Raw genomic sequence first — 19,439 nt, 5'->3', positions numbered from 1 at the left:
TCTCACTCTCCGTCGTAGCTGATCAGGTGGCACAACGCGGGCAGCCGCCCGGCGGACAGGTCGGCGAGCACCTCGGGCAGGTCCGCGAAGGCGGACGTGCCGGTGATCAGGGCGTCGAACGCCGGGTCGGCGAGCAGGTCGAGGGCGACGGCGAGCCGGTCGGCGTAGCGGCGGCTGGCACGGCGGGCCGGCGCGACCATGCCGACCTGGCTGCTGCGCACGGTCAGCCGGCCGGAGTGGAAGGCCCCGCCCAGGTGCAGGGTCACCGGGCGGTCGCCGTACCAGCTCAGCTCCAGCACGGTGCCCTCCGGGGCGAGCAGCTCCAGGCCCCGTTGCAGCCCGTCGGCGCTGGCGCTGGCGTGTACCACCAGGTCCCGGCCGGTCGCGGCGTCGGCCGGGTGGGCGAAGTCCACCCCGAGCACGGCGGCGACGTCCGCCCGGCCCGCGTCGGTGTCGACCAACTGCACCCGGACGCCGGGGAAGCGGGCGAGCAGGGCGGCCACGCCACAGCCGACCATGCCGGCGCCGATCACGGTGACCCGGTCACCGACCAGCGGTGGGGCGTCCCACAGCGCGTTGACGGCGGTCTCCACGGTGCCGGCCAGCACCGCACGCGCCGCCGGCACCCCGTCGGGTACGCACACCACCGCGTCGGCGGGCACCACGTACGCGCTCTGGTGCGGGTACAGGCAGAAGACGGTACGGCCGAGCAGGTCGGCGCGGCCGGCCTCGACGACGCCGACGTTGAGGTAGCCGTACTTCACCGGGGCCGGGAAGTCGCCCTCCTGGAACGGGGCGCGCATGGTGGCGTGCTGGTCGGCCGGCACCCGGCCGGTGAAGACAAGCGTCTCGGTGCCCCGGCTGACCCCGGTGTGCAGGGTGCGGACCAGCACCTCGTCGGGGCCGGGCGTCGGCAGCGACACCGGCCGGATCTCACCCTCGCCGGGCGCGCGCAACCAGAAGGCCCGAGCCTCACGTGTCACCGGTGTCTCCTCGTCTGCCGCTGGCGGAGCCGTCCCGCTCCCGGTCGGCGGAGTTTTCGATCATAGTCACGTGGCACGGGCGCCACCGGTTCGAACACTGTCCGTGGCCACCGTCACCATCCGGCTCGTCGCGCGTACCCCGCGTCCGCCCCGGTGGTAGGCCCACGGCGGGGAAGATCGTCGCTGTCGGCTATCCCACCGGCGCGGCGGTGGAACCGGAGGGCCCCGGCGAGCGACTATCGGTTCATGGGGTGTGAGCAGTGGCGGGAGATCCTGTCGGCACAGTTGGACGGTGAGGAGACGCCGGCCGAACGGGTCGCCGCCCAGGGGCATCTGGACGGCTGCGCGGCCTGCCGGGGCTGGTGGGAGGCGGCGGCGGGGGTCACCAGGCGGGCGCGTACCCGGGTGGTGCCGGTGGTTCCCGACCTGACCGACGCGATCCTGGCGGCGGCGCCGCCGACGGTGCGGCCCCGCCGCCGGCTGCCGGCCTGGCTGCCGGTGCCCGGCGCGGCGGCCGGCCGGTGGGCGTCGGGTCTGGCCTGGGACCGCTGGCGGCCCCGGGTGGTGACGCTGCTGCGGGCCGCCCTCGGCCTGCTCGGCGCGGTGCAGCTGGTGCTCGGTCTGGTGCAGGTCGCGCGGGGCGGAACCGACCACGTGCACGCCACCGGCCAGCACCTGTGGCACGAGGCCGCCGCCTGGAACGTCGCCGTCGGGGCGGGTTTCGTCTTCGTCGCCCTGCGCCGGACCCCGCCGGCCGGGCTGCTGCCGATGCTCAGCGCGTTCGTCGCCACCCTGCTGCTGCTGTCGGTGAACGACCTGGTCACCTCCCAGGTCGCCGTGCAGCGGCTGGCCAGTCACGGGTTTCTGGTCGGGGGGTACCTGATCACCGTGTTGCTGTCGCGTCCGGGGCTGCGTCCGAACGGGCCGCCGCCGCAGCAGCGTCGACCGTCGGGATCACGCTGGCGGCTCCAGCTCGACGACGCCCCACCACCGCCGGCACCGCTGCGGCTGGTCCCGCCGTACTCCGCCCAGGCCAGCGAGCGCCGCGCCGCGTAACGCGGCCGGGGTGACGGGCCGGGTGGCACCCCGCCCGGGCCGCCGGGTGGCACCGCGGACCGGGCGGCGGGTGGGTCAGGCGGTGCCGCGCCGGGACAGCGGCACCGGCCGGGCCACCGGGGGTGCCATCGCGGCGACCAGGTCCTCCCGGGCCCGGGCCACCCGGGACCGGATGGTGCCCACCGGGCAGCCGCACACCCGGGCCGCCTCGGCGTAGGACAGGCCGAGGATCTGGGTGGCGACGAACGCCTCCCGCCGGTCCGGGGAGAGCCCGTCGACGATGCTGCGCAACGTCACCTCGTCGTCGTGGCCGGAGGCCGCCGGGGCGCCGGTCTCGTCGGCGAAGCGGTGCCAGTCCGCCACACCGGTGGTCCGGGGACGGGTCACGGCGGCCCGGACGTGGTCGACGGCCACCCGCCGGGCGATGGCGAACAACCAGGTCCGCGCGGACGATCGGCCGGCGAAGCCGGGCAGGCTCCGCCAGGCCCGCAGGTACGTCTCCTGCACCAGGTCGTCGACCTCGCGTACCTCGGACAGGTGGGTCAGGAACCGGCGTACGTCGTGCTGGGTGGCCCGGACCAGGGCCGCCGCGGCGGCGTGATCACCCCGCCCCGCGGCCAGGGCATACCCGGTGATTTCGTCAGCCGACTCTGGACCGGTCACTGTGCCACCTCTCCGCCGACCGTTGCCACCGACCATTGGTCGCTGCCGGCCCCGGTGGGGTTCCCGCCGATCTGCTTGTTCTCGGTCGTCACCGTCGGTTACCGTCGCCGCCCGGAGGTCGCCCCGCGGCAGCCGGGCCGGTGGGCGGGACGGGAGAGCTGATGCGGGAGCTGATCGCGGTCGTCGGTCGACTGCTCGGCGGAGGTGGCACACGGGTTCTCACCCCGCTGGGCGCGGGTACCGACCACCTCGCGTACGACGTCGACGGCGAGTTCGTGCTCCGGGTCCGCCGCGACCGGCAAGCGGCGGACGGGCCGGCCGGGGACGGGCCGGCCGGGGACGGGCCGGCAGTGAACGGGCCGGCGGCGATCCGGCGGGAGATCCGGGTCCTCGACGCCGTCGCCCGGGTGTCGCCGATCCCGGTGCCGGAGGTCGTGGCCGCCGCACCCGACGACGGCCTGCTGGTGGTGCGCCGGTTGGCCGGCACGTCCCTGCTGGACCAGCCGTGCCCGACCCCCGGTCGGCTGGTCGGTCAACTCGCCGACTTCCTGCACGCCGTGCACTCCCTCGATGCCGGCCTCGGCGAACCGGACGAGCAGCCGCTGGCCGCCTACCTCGCCGAGGCCGTCGCGGCGCTGCCGCGGATCACCCCGGTGCTCTCGGCGGACCAGCACCGCCTGGTGGTGGACTTCCTGAGCCGTACTCCCCCGCCGGAGCCACCGGCGACCGTGTTCTGCCACGCCGACCTGGGCGCCGAGCACCTGCTGGCCGGGGCGGACCGGACCCGGCTGACCGGGGTGCTCGACTGGTCCGACGCCGCCCGCACCGACCCGGCGAGGGACCTCGGTCGCCTCTACCGGGACCTCGGCCCGTCCCCCGCCGCACGGATCGGCGCGCGCCTGACCGGCACCGGAGCCGGCGACCTGGTGGCGCGGGCCGCCTTCCACGCCCGCTGCGCGCTGATCGAGGATCTGGACTTCGGGCTGACCGAGGGCGACCACCGGTACGTCGCGGCCGCCCTCGCCCGACTGCACCGGACCTTCACCGGTGCGCCACCGGAGCACGGGTGAGCCGCAGCCCTTTGGCGACCGGCGGCGGTAGCCGACGGGGTCAACTGTTGTACGGCAGGGTGGGGAACCACCCGAAGCCGAACCGGGCCGGCAGGCGCAGGTCCCAGTAGACCACCGTGAACACCCCGAGCGCGATCAGCAGGGTCCCGCTGATCACCGCGGTCCGGGTGGGCGAGCCGGCCAGCCACCGCAGCAGCCGCCCCCGACTGCCCACGATGAGCAGGGCGAACAGCGCCGCGACGAACACGATGTTGCCCACCGACTGCAACACGAACGCGGCGGCACCGTACAACGGGTTGCCGGTCTCGACCGCCCACTCGAACAGCTTGCGGAACAGCGGGAAGGGGCGGCCGATCAGGAACCCGCCGATCAACGCGCCGAGGGTGACCACCCGGGCCATCGGTCGGCGGGCGAACGGGTCGGGCAGCACACCCAGCACGGCCAGCCCCAGGTAGGTGAAGGCCAGGCCGACGAGGCCGAAGACCACGGCGGACTGGATGAGCCGGACCGGCATGCCGCCGGCGGTGGCGCTGGACAGCTGGGGCAACCGGTCGCCGAGCAGCACCCCGACGAAGCCGTACGCCGCCGAGACGACCACCGCGCCCACCACCAGCCACCCCAGCGGCCGCAGCAGCACCCGCAGGCCGGTACGGGTCGGCACCGCCCCGCTCGGTTCCCCGCCGGGACGGGTACCGGCGTGGCTCATCGGCCCGATCGAGGCGGCCATCGCGATGTTGCAGGCGGTGAAGGTGCCGGCCAGTCCGGAGACGAACGCGAAGAACATTCCGGCGAACGTGCCGCCGATGGCGGTGGCCTTGGCGTCGTGACCCAGCAGGGCGTTGGCCACGGTGTCGCCGATGACGTGGTCCACGAACTCGAAGGACCAGAGGACGGCCAGCGCGAACCCGGCCGCCACGCTCACGCCGATCAGCCGGCCCCGGTGGGCCGGACGGGGCTCCCCGACGGCCCCGGTCACCCGGTCACGGTCCATGACGGACATGGATTCTCCTCTCGGTTGGTACCTCTGGTGTCCGACCTCGCTTCATCGGCCACCGATGTCAGCGCTGGGCGGGTGACATCAACGCCCATCATCGGTGCCGACGTCCGGCGGTGGCATCTTCGTCGTTGCTCTGCCGGGTCCGGCCCGGCCACCGGGCACCAGCACGGCGGGGTGAGACGATCAGTACCCAGGGTGGTCGAACGCCCATCGGGGGACCGAAGGAGCATGATCAGGCATGGATCGCGACATTCTCTCGTTCTACGCCCGCCCCACGGCGACGGTTCCGGCCGGCCGACACGCGCAGAGCTTCGTCGGCCTGCCCGACGACGTCGGCGGGCTGGTCCGGATCGTCCAGCACCTGGTGGTCTACGACGTGGCCGCTGCCGACCTCTACGGCTTCGACGTGCCCCCGCACCGCGCCGACGAGATCCACCTGCGCAGCACCGAGGAGAAGCTCGACGCCGTACTGGCCCTGGACGACCGGCCGCTGGCCGTGGCGCGTCCGGTGCCGCAGCGCCTGGTCGGGCGGTGCCACCACTACGTACTGCTGCTGGTGTCGCTGCTGCGCTCCCGGGGCGTCCCGGCGCGCGCCCGGTGCGGCTTCGGGGCGTACTTCAACCCGCCGCACTTCGAGGACCACTGGGTCTGCGAGTACTGGAACGCGGCCGAGGAACGGTGGGCCCTGGCCGATCCGCAGCTCGACGAGGTGTGGCGGGCGACGCTCGGTGTCGACCACGACATCCTGGACATGCCCCGGGACCAGTTCCTGGTCGCCGGCGACGCCTGGATCCAGTGCCGCAGGCAGGAGCAGGACCCCGACCGGTTCGGCGTGGGGTTCGTCGACCTGCACGGGCTCTGGTACGTCGCCGGCAACGTGGTCCGTGACCTGGCCGCGCTGAACAGGGTGGAGCTGCTGCCGTGGGACGTCTGGGGCGCCCAGCCGCAGCCCGACCAGTGGCTCGACGACGACCAGCTGGCCTTCTTCGACCGGCTCGCCGCGCTCGGCCGCGACCCGGACAGCTCCTTCGCCGAGCTGCGTGAGCTCTTCGACACCGACGACCGGGTACGCGTACCCGGGCAGGTCTTCAACTCGCTGCGGGAGCGCCCCGAGCCGCTGCGGTACTGACCGCAGCGGGATCGGCCCGAAAACGGGCTACTCATAAAACCTATCGGGTTAGTAGAGTACGCTTCCGCGCCGACATCTGTCGATGCGATCGACTCGGCACGGCCGACCCGAGGAGCACGTCCATGCATACCGTCGCCACCCGCCGCCCCGCCCGCCGAGACCGCCTGGTCACGGCCCTGCTCACCATCGTGGCGCTGGCCGCGACCGTCGGCCTCACCGGTTGCGGTGACGCCGACGCCGGTGGTGCTGGTGACCGGCCACTGCGGATCGGCTACCAGCGGTTCGGCGGTCTGAGCCTGGTCAAGGCGCGAAACGCCGCCCCGGAGGCGCAGTGGTCGTTGTTCGAGAGTGGTCCGGCGTTGACCGAGGCGCTCAAGGCCGGTTCGATCGACCTCGGGCAGACCGGCGAGGCGCCACCGGTCTTCGCCGCCGCCGCGAAGATCCCCTTCTCGATCGTCGGCAGCTCCGCGCCGGTGCCCCGGGGCGAGGCGGTGCTGGTCAGGGCCGACAGCCCGTACCGCAGCTTCGCCGACCTCAAAGGACGCACGGTCGCCCTGAACAAGGGCTCCAATGTGCACTGGCTGCTGGTGAAGCTGTTGGCGGCCCACGGGATGACCCTGACCGACATCGAGGTGCGGTACCTCAAGCCGGCCGAGGGGCGGCCGGCGTTCGACAACGGGCAGGTCGACGCCTGGATCATCTGGGACCCGTACTTCGCCCTGGCCGAGCGCCCCGAGGTGCGGGTACTCGCCGACGCCACCGGTCTGGCCAGCAACCGCGAGTACCTGCTCGCCGCGCCCGGGGTGCTCAAGGACCGGGCGGAGGCCCTGCGCGCCTTCCTGGCCACCTACCGCGAGGTCACCGACTGGGGCATCGCCCACCCCGACGAGCGCGCCCGGGTCCTCGCGCCGGAGCTGAAGATCCCCGAGGAGACCGCCCACCGGGCCCTGGCGCGCAGCGCCCAGCCGCTGGCTCCGCTCACCCCCGCGATCGGCGACGAACTACAGGCCATCGCGGACGGTTTCGTCGCCCTGGACCTCATCCCCGGCCCGGTCGACCTGCGGTCCCGCCTCGACGACCGGTACGCCGAGGTGCTCGGGTGAGCGGCACGACGCTGGCCCGGTCGCCCCTGCCGACCCCCGCCGCCGTGGCAGCCCCGGCGGCCCGACCGACCCGGTCGGGGCGGCGGTGGCGGCGAGCCGTCAGTCCGGCGCTGCTGCTCGCCGGCTGGGAGCTGGCCGCCCGCTCCGGTCTGCTGCCGGCGGAGAAGCTGCCGGCGGCGAGCACCGTGCTCCACACCGGATGGCGGCTGGCCCGCGACGGCACCCTGGCCGGCCACCTGTTCGACTCGCTCGCCCGGGCCGGTCTCGGCCTGCTGATCGGCGGCGGACTCGCCCTGCTCCTGGGCGGCCTGGCCGGCCTGCTGCGACTCGGTGACGACCTGGTCGACCCACCCGTGCAGATGGCCCGGATGCTGCCCCACCTCGGGCTCGTCCCACTGCTGATCATCTGGGTCGGGATCGGCGAGCCCCTGAAGATCACCCTGGTCGCGCTGGGCGCGTTCTTCCCGATCTACTTCAACACCTACGCGGGCATCCGGGACATCGACGAACGACTGGTCGAGGCGGCCCGTACCTGCGGGCTGGGGCAACTCGCCCGGTTGCGGCACGTCATCCTGCCCGGCGCGCTGCCGGCACTCTTCCTCGGCCTGCGACTGGCCATCGGGGCCGCCTGGCTCAGCCTGGTCGTCGGTGAACAGGTGAACGCCCAGAGCGGCATCGGCTTCCTGATGATGGAGGCCCGTGAGTTCAGCCAGACCGACGTGGTGGTGCTCGGGCTGCTCGTCTACGCGTTGCTCGGGCTGGCGTCCGACCTGGCCCTTCGGGTGGTCGAGAGGAGGACGCTCTCGTGGCGACGCGGACTACGGGCGAGCTGAGCAGGTCCGCGCCGGTGCTGACCGCCCACCGGGTACGCCGGGCGTTCGGGCCGACCGTGGTGCTGGCCGGCGTCGAGCTGCGGATCGCCCCCGGCGAGGTGGTCGCGCTGCTGGGCGGCAGCGGCTCGGGCAAGAGCACCCTGCTGCGGGTGCTCGCCGGGCTGGACCGGGAGGCCACCGGTGAGACCACCGTACACGGTACGGCCGCCGTGGTGTTCCAGGAACACCGGCTGCTGCCCTGGAAGCGGGTGGCCGCCAACGTCGCACTCGGGCTGACCGGTCCGGACGTCCTCGGCCGGGTCGACCGGGCGTTGGCCGAGGTCGGGCTCGCCGACCGGCACCGGGCCTGGCCCGCCGAACTCTCCGGCGGGCAGGCCCAGCGGGTGGCCGTGGCCCGTGCGCTGGTCCGTGAGCCCGACCTGCTCCTGCTCGACGAGCCGTTCGGCGCCCTCGACGCGCTCACCCGGCTGCGGATGCAGGCGCTGCTGCGTCGGCTGCGTGCCGAGCACGGCTTCGCCGCGCTGCTGGTCACGCACGACGTGGAGGAGGCGCTGTTGCTGGCCGACCGGGTGCTGCTGCTCGACGGCGGGGTGATCGCCGAGGAGGTGACCGTCGCGCTCGGTACCACCCGCACCCCCGATGCCGAGGCCTTCGGCGTACTACGTCGCCATCTGCTCGACCGCCTGGGCGTACCCGCGTCCTGACCCGACCGGAGGACCGATGACCCGCTGGACCCCCGACCCGACCTTCTACCCCTCCCCCCGGCTGGCGGCGACCGCACCTGCCGAGAAGCTCGCCTACGTGGCGGCCTTCGACCGCAGCGCGCAGCGCCCCGACGCGATCGTGGTGCTCGACACCGACCCCGACTCCCCCGACTACGGGCGGGTGGTCGGCTGGACCGACCTGCCGTACACCGGCGACGAGGTCCACCACTTCGGCTGGAACGCGTGCAGCAGTGCGCTCTGCCCGACCGCCCCGCACCCGCACGTGGAGCGGCGTTACCTGATCGTGCCCGGCCTGCGGTCGTCCCGGATCCATGTCGTCGACACCCGGCCCGACCCGCGTACGCCGACGGTGGTCAAGGTGATCGACGCGCGGGAGCTGGCCGAGCGGGCCGGTTACTCCCGGCCGCACACCGTGCACTGTGGCCCGGACGGCATCTACGTCTCCGCGCTGGGCGGCGCCGACGGTGCCGAGGGCCCCGGCGGCATCGCGGTGCTCGACCACACCAGCTTCGACGTACGCGGGGCGTGGGAGTCCGACCGGGGGCCGCAGGAGTTCGCGTACGACTTCTGGTGGCACCTCAACCACGACGTGCTGGTGACCAGCGAATGGGGCACCCCGTCGATGATCGAGGATGGGATCGTCGGTGAGCTGCTGCTGGGCCGCCGCTACGGGCACGCGATCCACGTCTGGGATCTGGCCAGCCGCCGGCACGTGCAGCGGCTGGACCTCGGTGACGCGTACCAGATGCCGTTGGAGCTGCGTCCGGCGCACGACCCGACGCGCACGTACGGGTTCGTCGGGGTGGTGATCAACGTCGAGGACCTGTCCGCCTCGGTCTGGCTCTGGCACCGCGACGGTGCCGGCTGGGCGGTCACCAAGGTCATCGACATACCCGCCGAGCCGGCCGACCCCGCCGACCTGCCCGACCTGCTCGCGCCGTTCGGTGCGGTGCCGCCGCTGGTCACCGACATCGACCTGTCGGTGGACGACCGGTTCCTCTACGTCTCCTGCTGGGGCACGGGTGAGCTGCGCCAGTACGACGTCAGCGACCCGTTCCACCCGGTGCTGACCGGTTCGGTGCGCCTCGGCGGCATCGTCCGGCGTACCCCTCATCCGGGTGCGCCGGACGAGCCTCTCGCGGGCGGCCCGCAGATGGTCGAGGTGAGCCGCGACGGTCGCCGGGTGTACGTCTCCAACTCGCTCTACGGCTCCTGGGACGACCAGTTCTACCCGGACGGGGTCGGCGCGTGGCTGGCCAGACTCGACGTCGACACCGACGCCGGTGGCCTGCGGCCGGACCTGCGGTTCTTTCCGCGCGGGGCGGACTTCCGGGGGCTGCGCGTGCACCAGACCCGGTTGCAGGGCGGGGACGCCTCCTCCGACTCGTACTGTTTCCCGTGACCGGGGCGACCTGGGTGGTGTTGGCCGTCCTCGGCGCGGCGCACGGGCTGAACCCGGCCATGGGGTGGCTCTTCGCGGTGGCCCGGGGCCTGCAGGAGGGCCACCGGTCGGCGCTGCTCTGGTCGCTGCCGCCGATCGCACTGGGTCACCTGGCCTCGGTCGGTGTGGTCGCCGCGCTGGTCAGCGCCACCCGTTCGGTCAGCACGGGTAGCGTCGTGGCGGTCGCCGGTGGGCTGCTGCTGGTCGGCTTCGGGTTGTGGCGGTTGCTCTCCGAGCGTCACTTCCGGTGGGTCGGGATGCGGTTGTCGGCCACCCAGTTGGTCGGCTGGTCGTTTCTGATGTCCTCGGCGCACGGTGCCGGGTTGATGCTGCTGCCGGTGCTGCTGGCCCATCCGCCGGCAGGTGACGCAGCGGGGCACGGCGGGCACCTGGCCGCCGCCGGGGCCGGGGCGCTGCCAGGGTTGGCCGCGGCCGGGGTGCACACGGTCGCCATGTTCGGCGTCGCCCTCGTCGTCGCCCTGCTGGTACACGAGGTGCTCGGGGTGGGGATGCTGCGCCGCGCCTGGTTCAACGTCGACCGGCTCTGGGCCGGGGTGCTGGTGACCGCGGGCCTGGTCACGCTGTTGCGGGCCTGACCCGCGGACCACCACCCGGTGCCGCCCACCACCCGGCCCGGCCTAGACTGGAACGACGTTCCACTCTAGGAGGCCGCATGCTGCCCCGATCCTGGCTCTACGTCCCGGGCCACCGCGAGCGGATGCTCGCCCGCGCCCTGACCAGCGACGCCGACGCGCTCATCGCCGATCTGGAGGACGGTGTCGCCGCGGCGGAACGCCCACAGGCCCGCGAGTTGCTGACCCGCTGGCTCGGTGACCGGCCGGTCGACGGGCCGGCGGTCTGGGTACGCGTCTGCCCGAGCGCGCTGGACGAGGACCTCGACGCGGTCGTCCGTCCCGGGCTCGACGGGATCGTGGTGGCCAAGGTCGACGACGCCGAACTGCTGCACCGGGTGGACGCCACGCTGACCCGGCTGGAGCAGGAGCGGGGGTTGCCCGTCGGGCGGATCGCGGTGTCCCCCCGGGTCGAGTCGGCCCGGGGGCTGCGCCGGATCGACGCGATCGCGGCGGCCCCCCGGATGCTGCTGCTCGGCCTCGGTGAGGCCGACCTCGTCGCCGACCTGGGCCTGCGGCCGGGACCGGACGGGCTGGAGCTGCTGCCGGCACGCTTCGAGGTGGTGGCCGCCTCCGCCGCCGCCGGGCTGGCCGCGCCGGTCGGGCCGGCCTCGGTGAACTACCGCGACCTGGACCGGCTGCGCGCCGAGACGACCGCCCTGCGGCACCTGGGCTTCGGTGGCCGGACCGCCATCCACCCGGCCCAGCTGCCGGTGATCAACGAGGTCTTCACCCCCTCGGCCGACGAGGTCGCGGCGGCCGAGCGGGTACTGGCGGCGTACGCGGCCGGCGACGGCGGCGCGGTGGCGGTGGCCGGTACCGGCACGATGGTCGACGAGGCGGTGGCCCGCTCCGCCCGCGCGGTGCTGGCCCGCGCCCGCCGTTGACCACCACGCATCCCCAATGTTCCGACCAGCGGACCGGTGTTGCGCACAGCGGTCCGGGGGCCTTAGCCTGGGCCGCAGCCGCTAGGAGGGGTGTGCGATGACCCATGACCTGCTCATCACCAACGCGCGAGTGGTGCGACCCGGGACAGCGGATCCCGTCCCGGCCGCCATCGCGGTCGACGGTGGCACCATCACCGCGATCGGGCCGCAGCTGCGACCCGAGGACGCCCGGGAGGTCGTCGACGCCCGAGGCCGGCTGGCCTTCCCCGGCGCCGTCGACGGCCACCAGCACTGGGGCATCTACAACCCGCTGGACGTCGACACCGACAGCGAGTCGCGGGCGTCGGCACAGGGCGGGGTGACCACCGGCCTGACCTACATGCGCACCGGCCAGTACTACCTCAACCGGGGCGGCAGCTACGCCGAGTTCTTCCCCGAGGTGCTCAAGCTCAGCCAGGACCGCTCGTACGTCGACTACGCGTTCCACCTCGCCCCCATGCAGGCCGGGCACATCGACGAGCTGGGCCAACTGGTCGACGACTTCGGGGTCTCCTCGTTCAAGATCTTCATGTTCTACGGCTCACACGGGCTGCACGGCCGCTCGGCCGACCAGTCGTCGTTCCTGATGACCCCGCCCGGCGAGCGCTACGACCTGGCACACTTCGAGTTCGTCATGCGGGGCGTGCAGCGGGTCCGCGCCGAACGGCCCGAGCTGGCCGACGGGATCAGCCTCTCGCTGCACTGCGAGACGGCCGAGATCATGGCCGCCTACACCAAGCTGGTCGAGGAGGCCGGCGATCTGAAGGGCCTGGCCGCGTACAGCGCGTCACGGCCGGCACACTCGGAGGGGCTGGCCATCACCATGGCCTCGTACCTGGCCCACGAGACCGGCCTGCCGGCGATCAACCTGCTGCACCTGTCCGGCGAGAAGGCGATGTCCGCGGCGCTGCGGATGGCCCAGGCCTTCCCGCACGTGGACTTCCGCCGCGAGGTCACCATCGGCCACCTGCTGGCCACCTACGACACCGCCGCCGGGCTGGGCGGCAAGGTCAACCCGCCGCTGCGGGCCGAGTCGGACCGGCTGGCGCTCTGGCAGGCGGTGCTGGACGGGCACGTCGACTGGGTGGTCTCCGACCACGCCTGCTGCCGCGACGAGGCCAAGTTCGGCACCGACCGCGACGACGTGTTCCTGGCCAAGTCCGGCTTCGGCGGGGCCGAGTACCTGCTGCCGGGTCTGATCACCGAGGGCCGGCGGCACGGCCTGCCGCTGGGCCGGGTCGCCGAGCTGCTCAGCGCCAACCCGGCCAAGCGCTACGGGCTCTGGCCACGCAAGGGCGACCTCGCGCCGGGCTTCGACGCCGACATCGTGCTCGTCGACCCGGACCGGACCTGGACGGTACGGGCCCAGGAGAGCGACTCCACCCAGGAGTACACCCCGTTCGAGGGTTTCGAGCTGACCGCCCGGGTCGACGAAGTCTGGCTGCGCGGCAACCGGATCCTGCGCGACGGCGCGGTGGTCGGCACCCCGACCGGCCGCTACCTGCGCCGCCCGGTCCGCGACTGACCCGGTCCCGGCCGGTCGGCCCCACCCCGACCGGCCGGGACCGGCACCACACCTGGACACCCAACCCGCCCAGCGGCGGGCGACGGCTGGTCGGGGACGGCTGGTCGGGCGGCGCGCGTGGCAGGCTGATCGGGCGGCGGGGCGTGGGGGCGGCAAAGATCTTGGAAAGAAATGTGCCCCTCCGGGGGGCCGCTTTCTTCCAAGATCCCCCGCCTGCTGTCGACGCCTCGCAGACGAGAAACCGGGACGAGCGGGTGCAAGGTGGTTCGGTTGTGCGGCCAGCCACCGGGCTGGCTGGCCAACTCGGCCTCCCCATCGCCCCGCCTCCCGGCCCCCGACCTCCCCGCCCCTCCCCGCCCCAACCGGAGCGCCGCGCTCTCTCCGTACCCGAATGGGGTAGATCTTGGACACTTACCGTCCAAATAGAACGGTAAGTGTCCAAGATTCACCTCGGGGACCGCTTCAAGCGGTGGGTGGGCGTGGGGCGCGTGGGCAGTTGTGGGCGAGGAACGGGAGGAATGGGTGCAAAGTGGGGCGGTTGTTTGGTCAGCTCATTGCTGCCGCCCCTCGCGCAGCGGCACCCTGGGCAGGAGCGCTGCGTCAGCGGCCCGAGGTCGGGGCCACCAGCGCTGACCCACCCCGAGTCGAGACCAGCGTCGACCCCACCCGGGGCCCAGGCCACCAGCATCGACCCGACCCGAGGTCGGGGCCACCAGCATCGACCCGACCCGAGGTCGGGGCCACCAGCATCGACCCGACCCGAGGTCGGGGCCACCAACGTCGACCCCACCCGGGGCCCAGGCCACCAGCATCGACCCGGTCCGAGGTCGGGGCACCGGCGGCGACCGGCCCGAGGTGGGCAGCGGTGGGTCAGCGGCTGCCGTGATCCGCCGCGTGGCGGCCGGCGAGGAAGCCCAGGCCGAGGGCGGCCAGCAGACCGTTGCCGGCCAGGTAGCCGCCGGCACCGTGGCCGGAGATCCCGACGGCGGCGCCACCTGCGGCGTACAGGCCGGGCACCGGGGTCCCGCCGCGTAGCACCCGGGCGTGCCGGTCGACCAGGAGCCCGCCCTGGGTGTGGAAGAGCGCGCCGGTGACCCGGACCGCCGCGAACGGTGGCCGCAACGGGCCCGCCCACGTGGTACGGCCGAAGCGGTCGGCCCCGGCACCGGAGGCGGCGGCGTTCGCCTCGTTCATGGTGGCGGTCAACGCGTCCACCGGCAGCCCGGTGGCGGCGGCCAGTTGGGCCAGGTCGTCGGCCCAGCGCACCGCACCGGCCTCCACCACGTCCAGGTAGTCCTTGAATGCCAGGCAGGCCTGGTGGATCCGCTGGTCGTAGACGGCCCAGGCCCGGCCGCCGGGGCGGGCCAGCACCTTGACGGCGTACTCGGAGTAGCCGACCGTCTCGTCGCCGAAGCGCCGGCCGGCGGCGTCGGCCAACCAGCCGCCGTGCATGACCACCGCCCAGGTGAGCAGGATCGACTCCGGCACGGCCAGCGACCCGTGCCCCTGGTACGCGTCGAGGCAGCCGGTGTCCAGGCCCAGCCGCTCGGCCAGGTGCAGCGCGTCGCCCCGGGAGGCCTCCCCGCCGTGGTAGACCCCGCCGGCGATCTCCGGCAGGTGCCGGCCGACCAGGTCGGCGTCGGCGGCGAAGCCGTTGGTGGCCAGCACCACGGCTGCCGTGTCGATCTCCTCCCGGCTGCCGTCGGGTCGTTGCAGCACGGCGGCGCGCACCGCGCCGCGCTCGTCGGTGCGCACGTCGACCAGCCGGGCCGGTACCACCAGGTGCAGGTCGTCCAGGTTCGCCGCGGCGTCCAGCAGCGCCCGGTGCAGGCTCGCCCCGGAGCGGTCCGGCACGCTGTGGCACCGGTACGCCGAGTGCCCGGGGTAGCTGAAGTCGGTGACCAGTTCCAGCGGTACCCCGCAGGCGTCGGCCAGCCAGTCGACCAGCTCGGCGGCGACGGTGGTGAGCGCGACCGCGACCACCGGGTCGGCCTGGCCGTGGGTCTTGGCCCGGATGTCGTCGAGGAACCGGGCCGGCGAGTCGGTGACCTGCGCCTCGGCCTGCCAGCGGGTGCCGGCGGCCGGGATCATCGAGGTGCTCATCGCGGTGTTGCTGCCCTGCCGGAAGGTCTCCCGCGCCTCGGCCAGCACCACCGTCCGGCCGGCCTGGGCGGCGGCGAGCGCGGCGGCGAGGCCGGCGCCACCGGCACCGGCCACCACCACGTCACAGTCGCTCACCCCGACACCGCCGACGCGGGGTCGCCCCACGGACCGACGGTGGTGTCCAGGTCGTAGAGGCGGGCCGCGTTGCGCCAGAGGATCTTCTCCCGGGCCTCGGCGTCGAGGAAGTCGGCGTCCCGGATCCAGTTCGCCGCCCCGCCCGGGTGGTCCCAGGCGAACGGGTGGTCGGTGCCGATGGTCAGCTGGTCCACCCCGACCCGTTCGACGACCAGTTCCAGGGCCCGCACGTCGTGCACCAGCACGTCGTAGAAGAGGTTGCCGGCGGCCAGGTACTCGCTGGGTGGCCGGGCCATGCTGCGCTGGGCCGCGCCGATCATGTGCCACCGGTGGTCGAAGCGGCCCAGCGAGTGGATCGCGATGCCGCCGCCGTGGGTGAAGCACATCCGCAGGTCGGGATGGCGGTCCAGCAGGCCGGAGTGGATCACCGACATCAGCCCGATGCTGGCCTCCACCGGCGCGGCGAAGGAACTCTCGAAGTAGTACCGGCTGAGCCGGTCGCCCGCGCCGAGCTTGTCGAAGAAGGCCGGGTGCACGTTCACCGTGACCCCGGCCTCGGCCATCGCCTCCAGCACCGGCAGGATCTGCGGATCGTCCAGGTTGCGGCCGTTGACCGCCGGGGTGATGACGAAGTGCCGCAGGCCCAGTTCCCGGACCGCGTGGTCCAGGGTGGCCAGGGCGGCGTCGCGGTCCTGCAGGGGCAGCTGGGCCAGCCCCCGGTAGCGTTGCGGCGCGGCGGCCTGCAACTCGGCCAGCTCGGTGTTGAGCTCCCGGCAGAAGGCCGCGCCCCGGGCCGCGTCGAGGTGGTAGTTGAACAGGAAGCCGGCGACCTGCACCGCTTCGAAGGCGATGCCCTGGGCGGCGGTCCGACCGGCGAGCCGGGCCGTCGGATCGTCCAGGTCGACCTCCGGCGGGTCGAAGGCCAGCACGGTACGCCCCAACGCGAAGGCCCGTTTCCCGTTGCCCTCGGTCAGCGCCCGCCAGCCGTACCAGTCCCGCCCGGCGCGACCGGCCGCGAGCAGCCCCCGGGGCCAGAAGTGGGTGTGCGTGTCGATCGCCGGTACGCTCATGCGGTTTTCACGATCTTGCCGTCCTGGACCAGGATCTCCCCGTCCACCTCGACGGTCGGGGTGAGCAGCAGCAGGTCGACGTGGATCGGGGCCTTGACCGTGCCGCCGACGACGCTGTTGCCGAGGGCGAAGTGGACGGTGCCTACCTGCTTCTTGTCCTCGGTGATGTTGCCGAGGAACCGGGCCGCCGGGTTGGTGCCGATGGACAGCTCGCCCAGGTTGTCGCCGTTCTCCACCCCGTCGATCATCTGGCGCAGCTCGTCGGCCTGTGCGCCGCCCTCGATCCGGACCGCCCGGCCGTCGGTGAAGTGCACCCGGATCGGCTCGCGCAGCTTGCCGAGCTGGTGGGCCGAGCCGTCGGCGACCAGCACGCCCTGCCCGGTGCCGGTGGCCGGCGCGCTCCACGCCTCGCCGCTGGGGTAGCTGGAGATCTGGCCGGGCTCCCGGGCGAAGGACGCCCCGACGCCGCAGGTGACCCCCTCCAGCGAGGCGGTCAGGTCGGAACCCTGGGCGGAGGTGATCCGCATCCGGGAGCCGGCGGTGATCGCGTCGGAGAGCGGCTTGGTGATCCGGTAGACCTCCTCGTAGTCGGCCACCCCGGCCCCACCGGTCAGCTCGGCCCGGGTCACCCCGGTCATCACGATGGCCCGCGCGCCCCGGTTGAGGGCCTGCTTCAGCTCCGGGGTGAAGCTCAGCGCGGTCGAGGTCGGCGAGATGATCACGTCGGCGCCGGCCAGGGCGGCTGCCATCACCGTGTTGGCCGGCTCGCCGGCGCGGACCCGGGCCGGCTGCACCACCAGGGTGCCCTCGGCCCCGGCCGAGGCGACGGCGGCCAGCAGCGCGTCCACCACCGCCTGGTCGGAGTTGTGGTCGGCGGCGACCAGTACCTGCTCGCCGGGGCGTACCGCGAGGGAGGTGTCGACGACGTTGCGGGCGGCCTTGGCGACCTGGAGTGCGGCCCAGTCGGTCATGCGTGGTCCTCTCGCAGCAGGGTCGCGCCGGCCTTGGTGGTCCAGCCACGTTGGAAGGTGAACGCGTCGACGATCTCCAGCGGCTGGAAGCCGTCGAGGTCCTCGTTGAACGCGTCGGTCTTGATCTCCACGCCGCCGGTGCCCCGCCAGGCGTCGATGGTGGTGGCCCGGTCCAGGTCGAGGGCGAACAACTGCCGCTGGTCGGCCACGTCCGGGCTGGGCGACGGGATGTGCCGGTAGGTGTAGACGCGGTGGCCGTGCGAGGGGATCGCGTCGTCGTCGATCTTCTCGGTGAGCTGGATGTCGACGTTGAAGATCCGGTGGCTGAACCGGTCGACGGTGCCGCGCAACCGGGTGCCGGGCCCGACCGGGCCGAGCGCCGGGTTGGCCGGCTGGATCTTCGTCTTGTGGATCAGGCCCTGCTTCTTGGCGAAGCCCATGTAGTGGCCGAAGACCACCGACCAGTCCTCGCTGACCCAGATGAAGGCGCTGAACCGGCCGGGCTGCCCCTGGTAGGTGCAGTAGAGGCCGAGGATGCCCTCCTGGTACTGGGAGGCCTGCGGTTCCACCCAGGCCTGGTCGGGCTGGCTCTCGCTGACCTTGACCATGTCGGCCACGTACGCGTAGGCGAGCGCGTCCGGGTGCAGTTCGAGCCCGTCCGGCAGGTACGCCCGGGCCTTGTCCGGGTCAACCCGGTAGACGACCTGGATCGCGTCGGCGCTGATGTGGTGCGGCGGCGGGTCGACGAGCGCCGCTCGGCCGGTCGGGGAGAGTGGATTGCCGAACCCTCGGAGCGTGGACATGTCTATCCTTCCGCTGAGCGAAACGCCGTTCCAGAAAAACTAGGCGTGATCGTCGAACCCTGTCAAGGGCGGCCCACCGCCGCCACCAGCACCTTCAGCCCAGAGTCGAGCCGCCTGCGTCGCCGGAACCGGCGACCGAAGTCCGCCCGTCGCCGGAACCGGCGACCGAACTCCGCGCGCCGTCCAGGAAGGCCGCGGCGTTCTCCCGGACGACCATGTCCTTCTCCCGGCTGGTCAGGAAGGGCTGCTCGGCGATCCAGCGCACCGCGCCGATCTCGGGGATGTCCCCGCCGTACGGGTGGTCGGTGCCGATCACCACCCGGTCGGTGCCGACCCGTTCCACCAGCAGCCGCAACGCGCGCTCGTCGTGCACCAGGCAGTCGTAGTGGAACCGCCGCAGGTAGCGGTCCGGGGCCTCGGCCAGCAGCCCGCTGTCGCGCCCCTGCAGGTAGCGCAGGTTGAGCCGGCCGATGCCGTAGGGCAGCCAACCGCCGCCGTGTGAGCAGCAGATCCGCGCCTGCGGGTACCTGTCCAGCAGCCCGGAGTAGATGAGCGAGGCCAGCGCCAGGCCGGCCTCCAGCGGCACCCCGACGGAGTTGTCGAACATGTGCCGGCAGGTGCGCTCCCGACCGGCCCGGGTGTACCAGTTGGCGTGGATGACGATCGCGGCCCCGGCCGCCAGCACCTGCTCCAGGATGCCGACCACCTTCGGGTCGTCGAGGTTGGCGTCCTCGACGTTGGTGCCGATGCTGAACGCGTACAGGCCGAGGTCCTTGACCGCGTGGTCGAGCACCCGCAGCGCGGCGTCGTGGTCCTGCAACGGCAGCAGGCCCAGGCCGGTGAAGGACCCGCCGGAGGCGGCCTGGGCGTCGGCCAGGTCGGCGTTGACGTCGCGGCAGTACGCCTCGGCCTCGGCGGCCGGCAGCTCGTACCCCCAGAGGAAGACCGGGACCATGGCCGCCTCGCGGACGATGCCCTCGGCGGCCCGGCGCTCGCGGCGCTCGGTCAGGTCGGTGCGGAACAGGTCGACCGGGGCCGGGGCGTCGCGGTCGCCGGCCACGATCCGGGGCGTGGCGGCGGTCAGGTCGGAGTCCCAGGCGTGCCAGCGACGGCCCGCCCGGACGGCGGTGGCGAACTCCCGGGGCCACCAGTGGCTGTGCAGGTCGACGGCCTGACCAGGTCGATGCATTGCGAACACCCCTCTTGTTCCGTATGACGAAACGGTGTTTCATAACGTAGCGCAGCTGACGGGGTCGGGACAGGGCCGAGACGAC

General features: G+C 73.4%; 18 protein-coding genes. 10 read left to right on the top strand and 8 right to left on the bottom strand.

The features are described from left to right. Window positions 1-2 precede the first annotated feature (2 nt). Entirely contained in the window at window positions 3-983 is a 981-nt protein-coding gene (locus tag GA0070617_RS15375; RefSeq protein ID WP_091438213.1) for a zinc-dependent alcohol dehydrogenase, read from the bottom strand. Between the two features lie 246 nt (window positions 984-1,229). Between GA0070617_RS15375 and GA0070617_RS15370 the strand changes: the two genes are divergently transcribed. Continuing rightward, window positions 1,230-2,039 (top strand): zf-HC2 domain-containing protein, encoded by an 810-nt coding sequence (locus GA0070617_RS15370; protein ID WP_091438210.1) that lies wholly within the window; start codon window positions 1,230-1,232, stop codon window positions 2,037-2,039. A 75-nt stretch (window positions 2,040-2,114) separates the two neighbouring features. On the opposite strand, the gene GA0070617_RS15365 is transcribed toward GA0070617_RS15370, so the two are convergent. Further along, complete coding sequence (locus GA0070617_RS15365; protein WP_091438207.1) at window positions 2,115-2,738, bottom strand: sigma-70 family RNA polymerase sigma factor; 624 nt, start codon at window positions 2,736-2,738, stop codon at window positions 2,115-2,117. A gap of 125 nt (window positions 2,739-2,863) precedes the next feature. Between GA0070617_RS15365 and GA0070617_RS15360 the strand changes: the two genes are divergently transcribed. Beyond that, window positions 2,864-3,772: a phosphotransferase family protein gene (locus tag GA0070617_RS15360; protein ID WP_091438204.1), complete on the top strand. Its 909-nt coding sequence runs from the start codon at window positions 2,864-2,866 to the stop codon at window positions 3,770-3,772. Between the two features lie 40 nt (window positions 3,773-3,812). On the opposite strand, the gene GA0070617_RS15355 is transcribed toward GA0070617_RS15360, so the two are convergent. Next, entirely contained in the window at window positions 3,813-4,772 is a 960-nt protein-coding gene (locus tag GA0070617_RS15355; RefSeq protein ID WP_091438202.1) for a hypothetical protein, read from the bottom strand. Between the two features lie 235 nt (window positions 4,773-5,007). Between GA0070617_RS15355 and GA0070617_RS15350 the strand changes: the two genes are divergently transcribed. The 8 genes from GA0070617_RS15350 to GA0070617_RS15315 all read left to right on the top strand — a co-directional run bounded on the left by GA0070617_RS15350 (window position 5,008) and on the right by GA0070617_RS15315 (window position 13,083). Further along, entirely contained in the window at window positions 5,008-5,898 is an 891-nt protein-coding gene (locus tag GA0070617_RS15350) for a transglutaminase domain-containing protein (protein WP_091438198.1), read from the top strand. A 122-nt stretch (window positions 5,899-6,020) separates the two neighbouring features. Beyond that, window positions 6,021-7,001 (top strand): aliphatic sulfonate ABC transporter substrate-binding protein, encoded by a 981-nt coding sequence (locus GA0070617_RS15345; protein WP_091438196.1) that lies wholly within the window; start codon window positions 6,021-6,023, stop codon window positions 6,999-7,001. Beyond that, complete coding sequence (locus GA0070617_RS15340; protein ID WP_091438193.1) at window positions 6,998-7,834, top strand: ABC transporter permease; 837 nt, start codon at window positions 6,998-7,000, stop codon at window positions 7,832-7,834. Before GA0070617_RS15345 ends, GA0070617_RS15340 begins: the two co-directional genes overlap by 4 nt. Continuing rightward, window positions 7,807-8,538, top strand: a complete 732-nt coding sequence (locus GA0070617_RS15335; RefSeq protein WP_091438190.1) for an ABC transporter ATP-binding protein — start codon at window positions 7,807-7,809, stop codon at window positions 8,536-8,538. The genes GA0070617_RS15340 and GA0070617_RS15335 overlap by 28 nt, the downstream gene beginning before the upstream one ends. Window positions 8,539-8,554: 16 nt before the next feature. Beyond that, window positions 8,555-9,961: a selenium-binding family protein gene (locus tag GA0070617_RS15330; protein WP_091438187.1), complete on the top strand. Its 1,407-nt coding sequence runs from the start codon at window positions 8,555-8,557 to the stop codon at window positions 9,959-9,961. Further along, entirely contained in the window at window positions 9,958-10,596 is a 639-nt protein-coding gene (locus GA0070617_RS15325) for a hypothetical protein (RefSeq protein WP_091438184.1), read from the top strand. The genes GA0070617_RS15330 and GA0070617_RS15325 overlap by 4 nt, the downstream gene beginning before the upstream one ends. 77 nt (window positions 10,597-10,673) lie before the next feature. Beyond that, window positions 10,674-11,519 carry an HpcH/HpaI aldolase/citrate lyase family protein gene (locus GA0070617_RS15320; RefSeq protein ID WP_091438181.1) on the top strand — a complete coding sequence of 282 codons (846 nt, stop codon included), beginning with the start codon at window positions 10,674-10,676 and terminating at the stop codon, window positions 11,517-11,519. 97 nt (window positions 11,520-11,616) lie between these two features. Then, window positions 11,617-13,083, top strand: a complete 1,467-nt coding sequence (locus GA0070617_RS15315) for a dihydroorotase (RefSeq protein WP_091438178.1) — start codon at window positions 11,617-11,619, stop codon at window positions 13,081-13,083. A gap of 870 nt (window positions 13,084-13,953) precedes the next feature. Here the strand turns inward: GA0070617_RS15315 and GA0070617_RS15310 are convergent. From GA0070617_RS15310 to GA0070617_RS15290, 5 genes are all read right to left on the bottom strand, one after another. Further along, window positions 13,954-15,321, bottom strand: a complete 1,368-nt coding sequence (locus GA0070617_RS15310; RefSeq protein ID WP_091446456.1) for an FAD-dependent oxidoreductase — start codon at window positions 15,319-15,321, stop codon at window positions 13,954-13,956. Then, a complete protein-coding gene (locus GA0070617_RS15305; protein ID WP_091438175.1) occupies window positions 15,318-16,391 on the bottom strand; it encodes an amidohydrolase family protein in 1,074 nt (357 codons plus the stop codon). Before GA0070617_RS15305 ends, GA0070617_RS15310 begins: the two co-directional genes overlap by 4 nt. Beyond that, a complete protein-coding gene (locus GA0070617_RS15300; RefSeq protein ID WP_091438171.1) occupies window positions 16,388-17,362 on the bottom strand; it encodes an aminopeptidase in 975 nt (324 codons plus the stop codon). Before GA0070617_RS15300 ends, GA0070617_RS15305 begins: the two co-directional genes overlap by 4 nt. After that, complete coding sequence (locus GA0070617_RS15295) at window positions 17,359-18,165, bottom strand: acetoacetate decarboxylase family protein (protein ID WP_091438168.1); 807 nt, start codon at window positions 18,163-18,165, stop codon at window positions 17,359-17,361. Before GA0070617_RS15295 ends, GA0070617_RS15300 begins: the two co-directional genes overlap by 4 nt. Before the next feature lie 94 nt (window positions 18,166-18,259). Beyond that, window positions 18,260-19,354 (bottom strand): amidohydrolase family protein, encoded by a 1,095-nt coding sequence (locus GA0070617_RS15290; RefSeq protein ID WP_091438165.1) that lies wholly within the window; start codon window positions 19,352-19,354, stop codon window positions 18,260-18,262. Window positions 19,355-19,439 lie beyond the last annotated feature (85 nt).

Origin of the sequence: Micromonospora yangpuensis, assembly GCF_900091615.1 — a bacterium.
GTDB classification, from domain to species: Bacteria; Actinomycetota; Actinomycetes; order Mycobacteriales; family Micromonosporaceae; genus Micromonospora; species Micromonospora yangpuensis.
This window is presented reverse-complemented; position numbering and strand designations above follow the sequence as displayed.

Bases quoted from the DNA above. Each gene is read 5' to 3' on its own strand.
- GA0070617_RS15370 (WP_091438210.1), top strand. From the start codon at position 1,230: ATGGGGTGTGAGCAGTGGCGGGAGATCCTGTCGGCACAGTTGGACGGT.
- GA0070617_RS15365 (WP_091438207.1), bottom strand. From the start codon at position 2,738: ATGGTCGGTGGCAACGGTCGGCGGAGAGGTGGCACAGTGACCGGTCCA.
- GA0070617_RS15360 (WP_091438204.1), top strand. From the start codon at position 2,864: ATGCGGGAGCTGATCGCGGTCGTCGGTCGACTGCTCGGCGGAGGTGGC.
- GA0070617_RS15355 (WP_091438202.1), bottom strand. From the start codon at position 4,772: ATGTCCGTCATGGACCGTGACCGGGTGACCGGGGCCGTCGGGGAGCCC.
- GA0070617_RS15350 (WP_091438198.1), top strand. From the start codon at position 5,008: ATGGATCGCGACATTCTCTCGTTCTACGCCCGCCCCACGGCGACGGTT.
- GA0070617_RS15345 (WP_091438196.1), top strand. From the start codon at position 6,021: ATGCATACCGTCGCCACCCGCCGCCCCGCCCGCCGAGACCGCCTGGTC.
- GA0070617_RS15330 (WP_091438187.1), top strand. From the start codon at position 8,555: ATGACCCGCTGGACCCCCGACCCGACCTTCTACCCCTCCCCCCGGCTG.
- GA0070617_RS15320 (WP_091438181.1), top strand. From the start codon at position 10,674: ATGCTGCCCCGATCCTGGCTCTACGTCCCGGGCCACCGCGAGCGGATG.
- GA0070617_RS15315 (WP_091438178.1), top strand. From the start codon at position 11,617: ATGACCCATGACCTGCTCATCACCAACGCGCGAGTGGTGCGACCCGGG.
- GA0070617_RS15305 (WP_091438175.1), bottom strand. From the start codon at position 16,391: ATGAGCGTACCGGCGATCGACACGCACACCCACTTCTGGCCCCGGGGG.
- GA0070617_RS15300 (WP_091438171.1), bottom strand. From the start codon at position 17,362: ATGACCGACTGGGCCGCACTCCAGGTCGCCAAGGCCGCCCGCAACGTC.
- GA0070617_RS15295 (WP_091438168.1), bottom strand. From the start codon at position 18,165: ATGTCCACGCTCCGAGGGTTCGGCAATCCACTCTCCCCGACCGGCCGA.
- GA0070617_RS15290 (WP_091438165.1), bottom strand. From the start codon at position 19,354: ATGCATCGACCTGGTCAGGCCGTCGACCTGCACAGCCACTGGTGGCCC.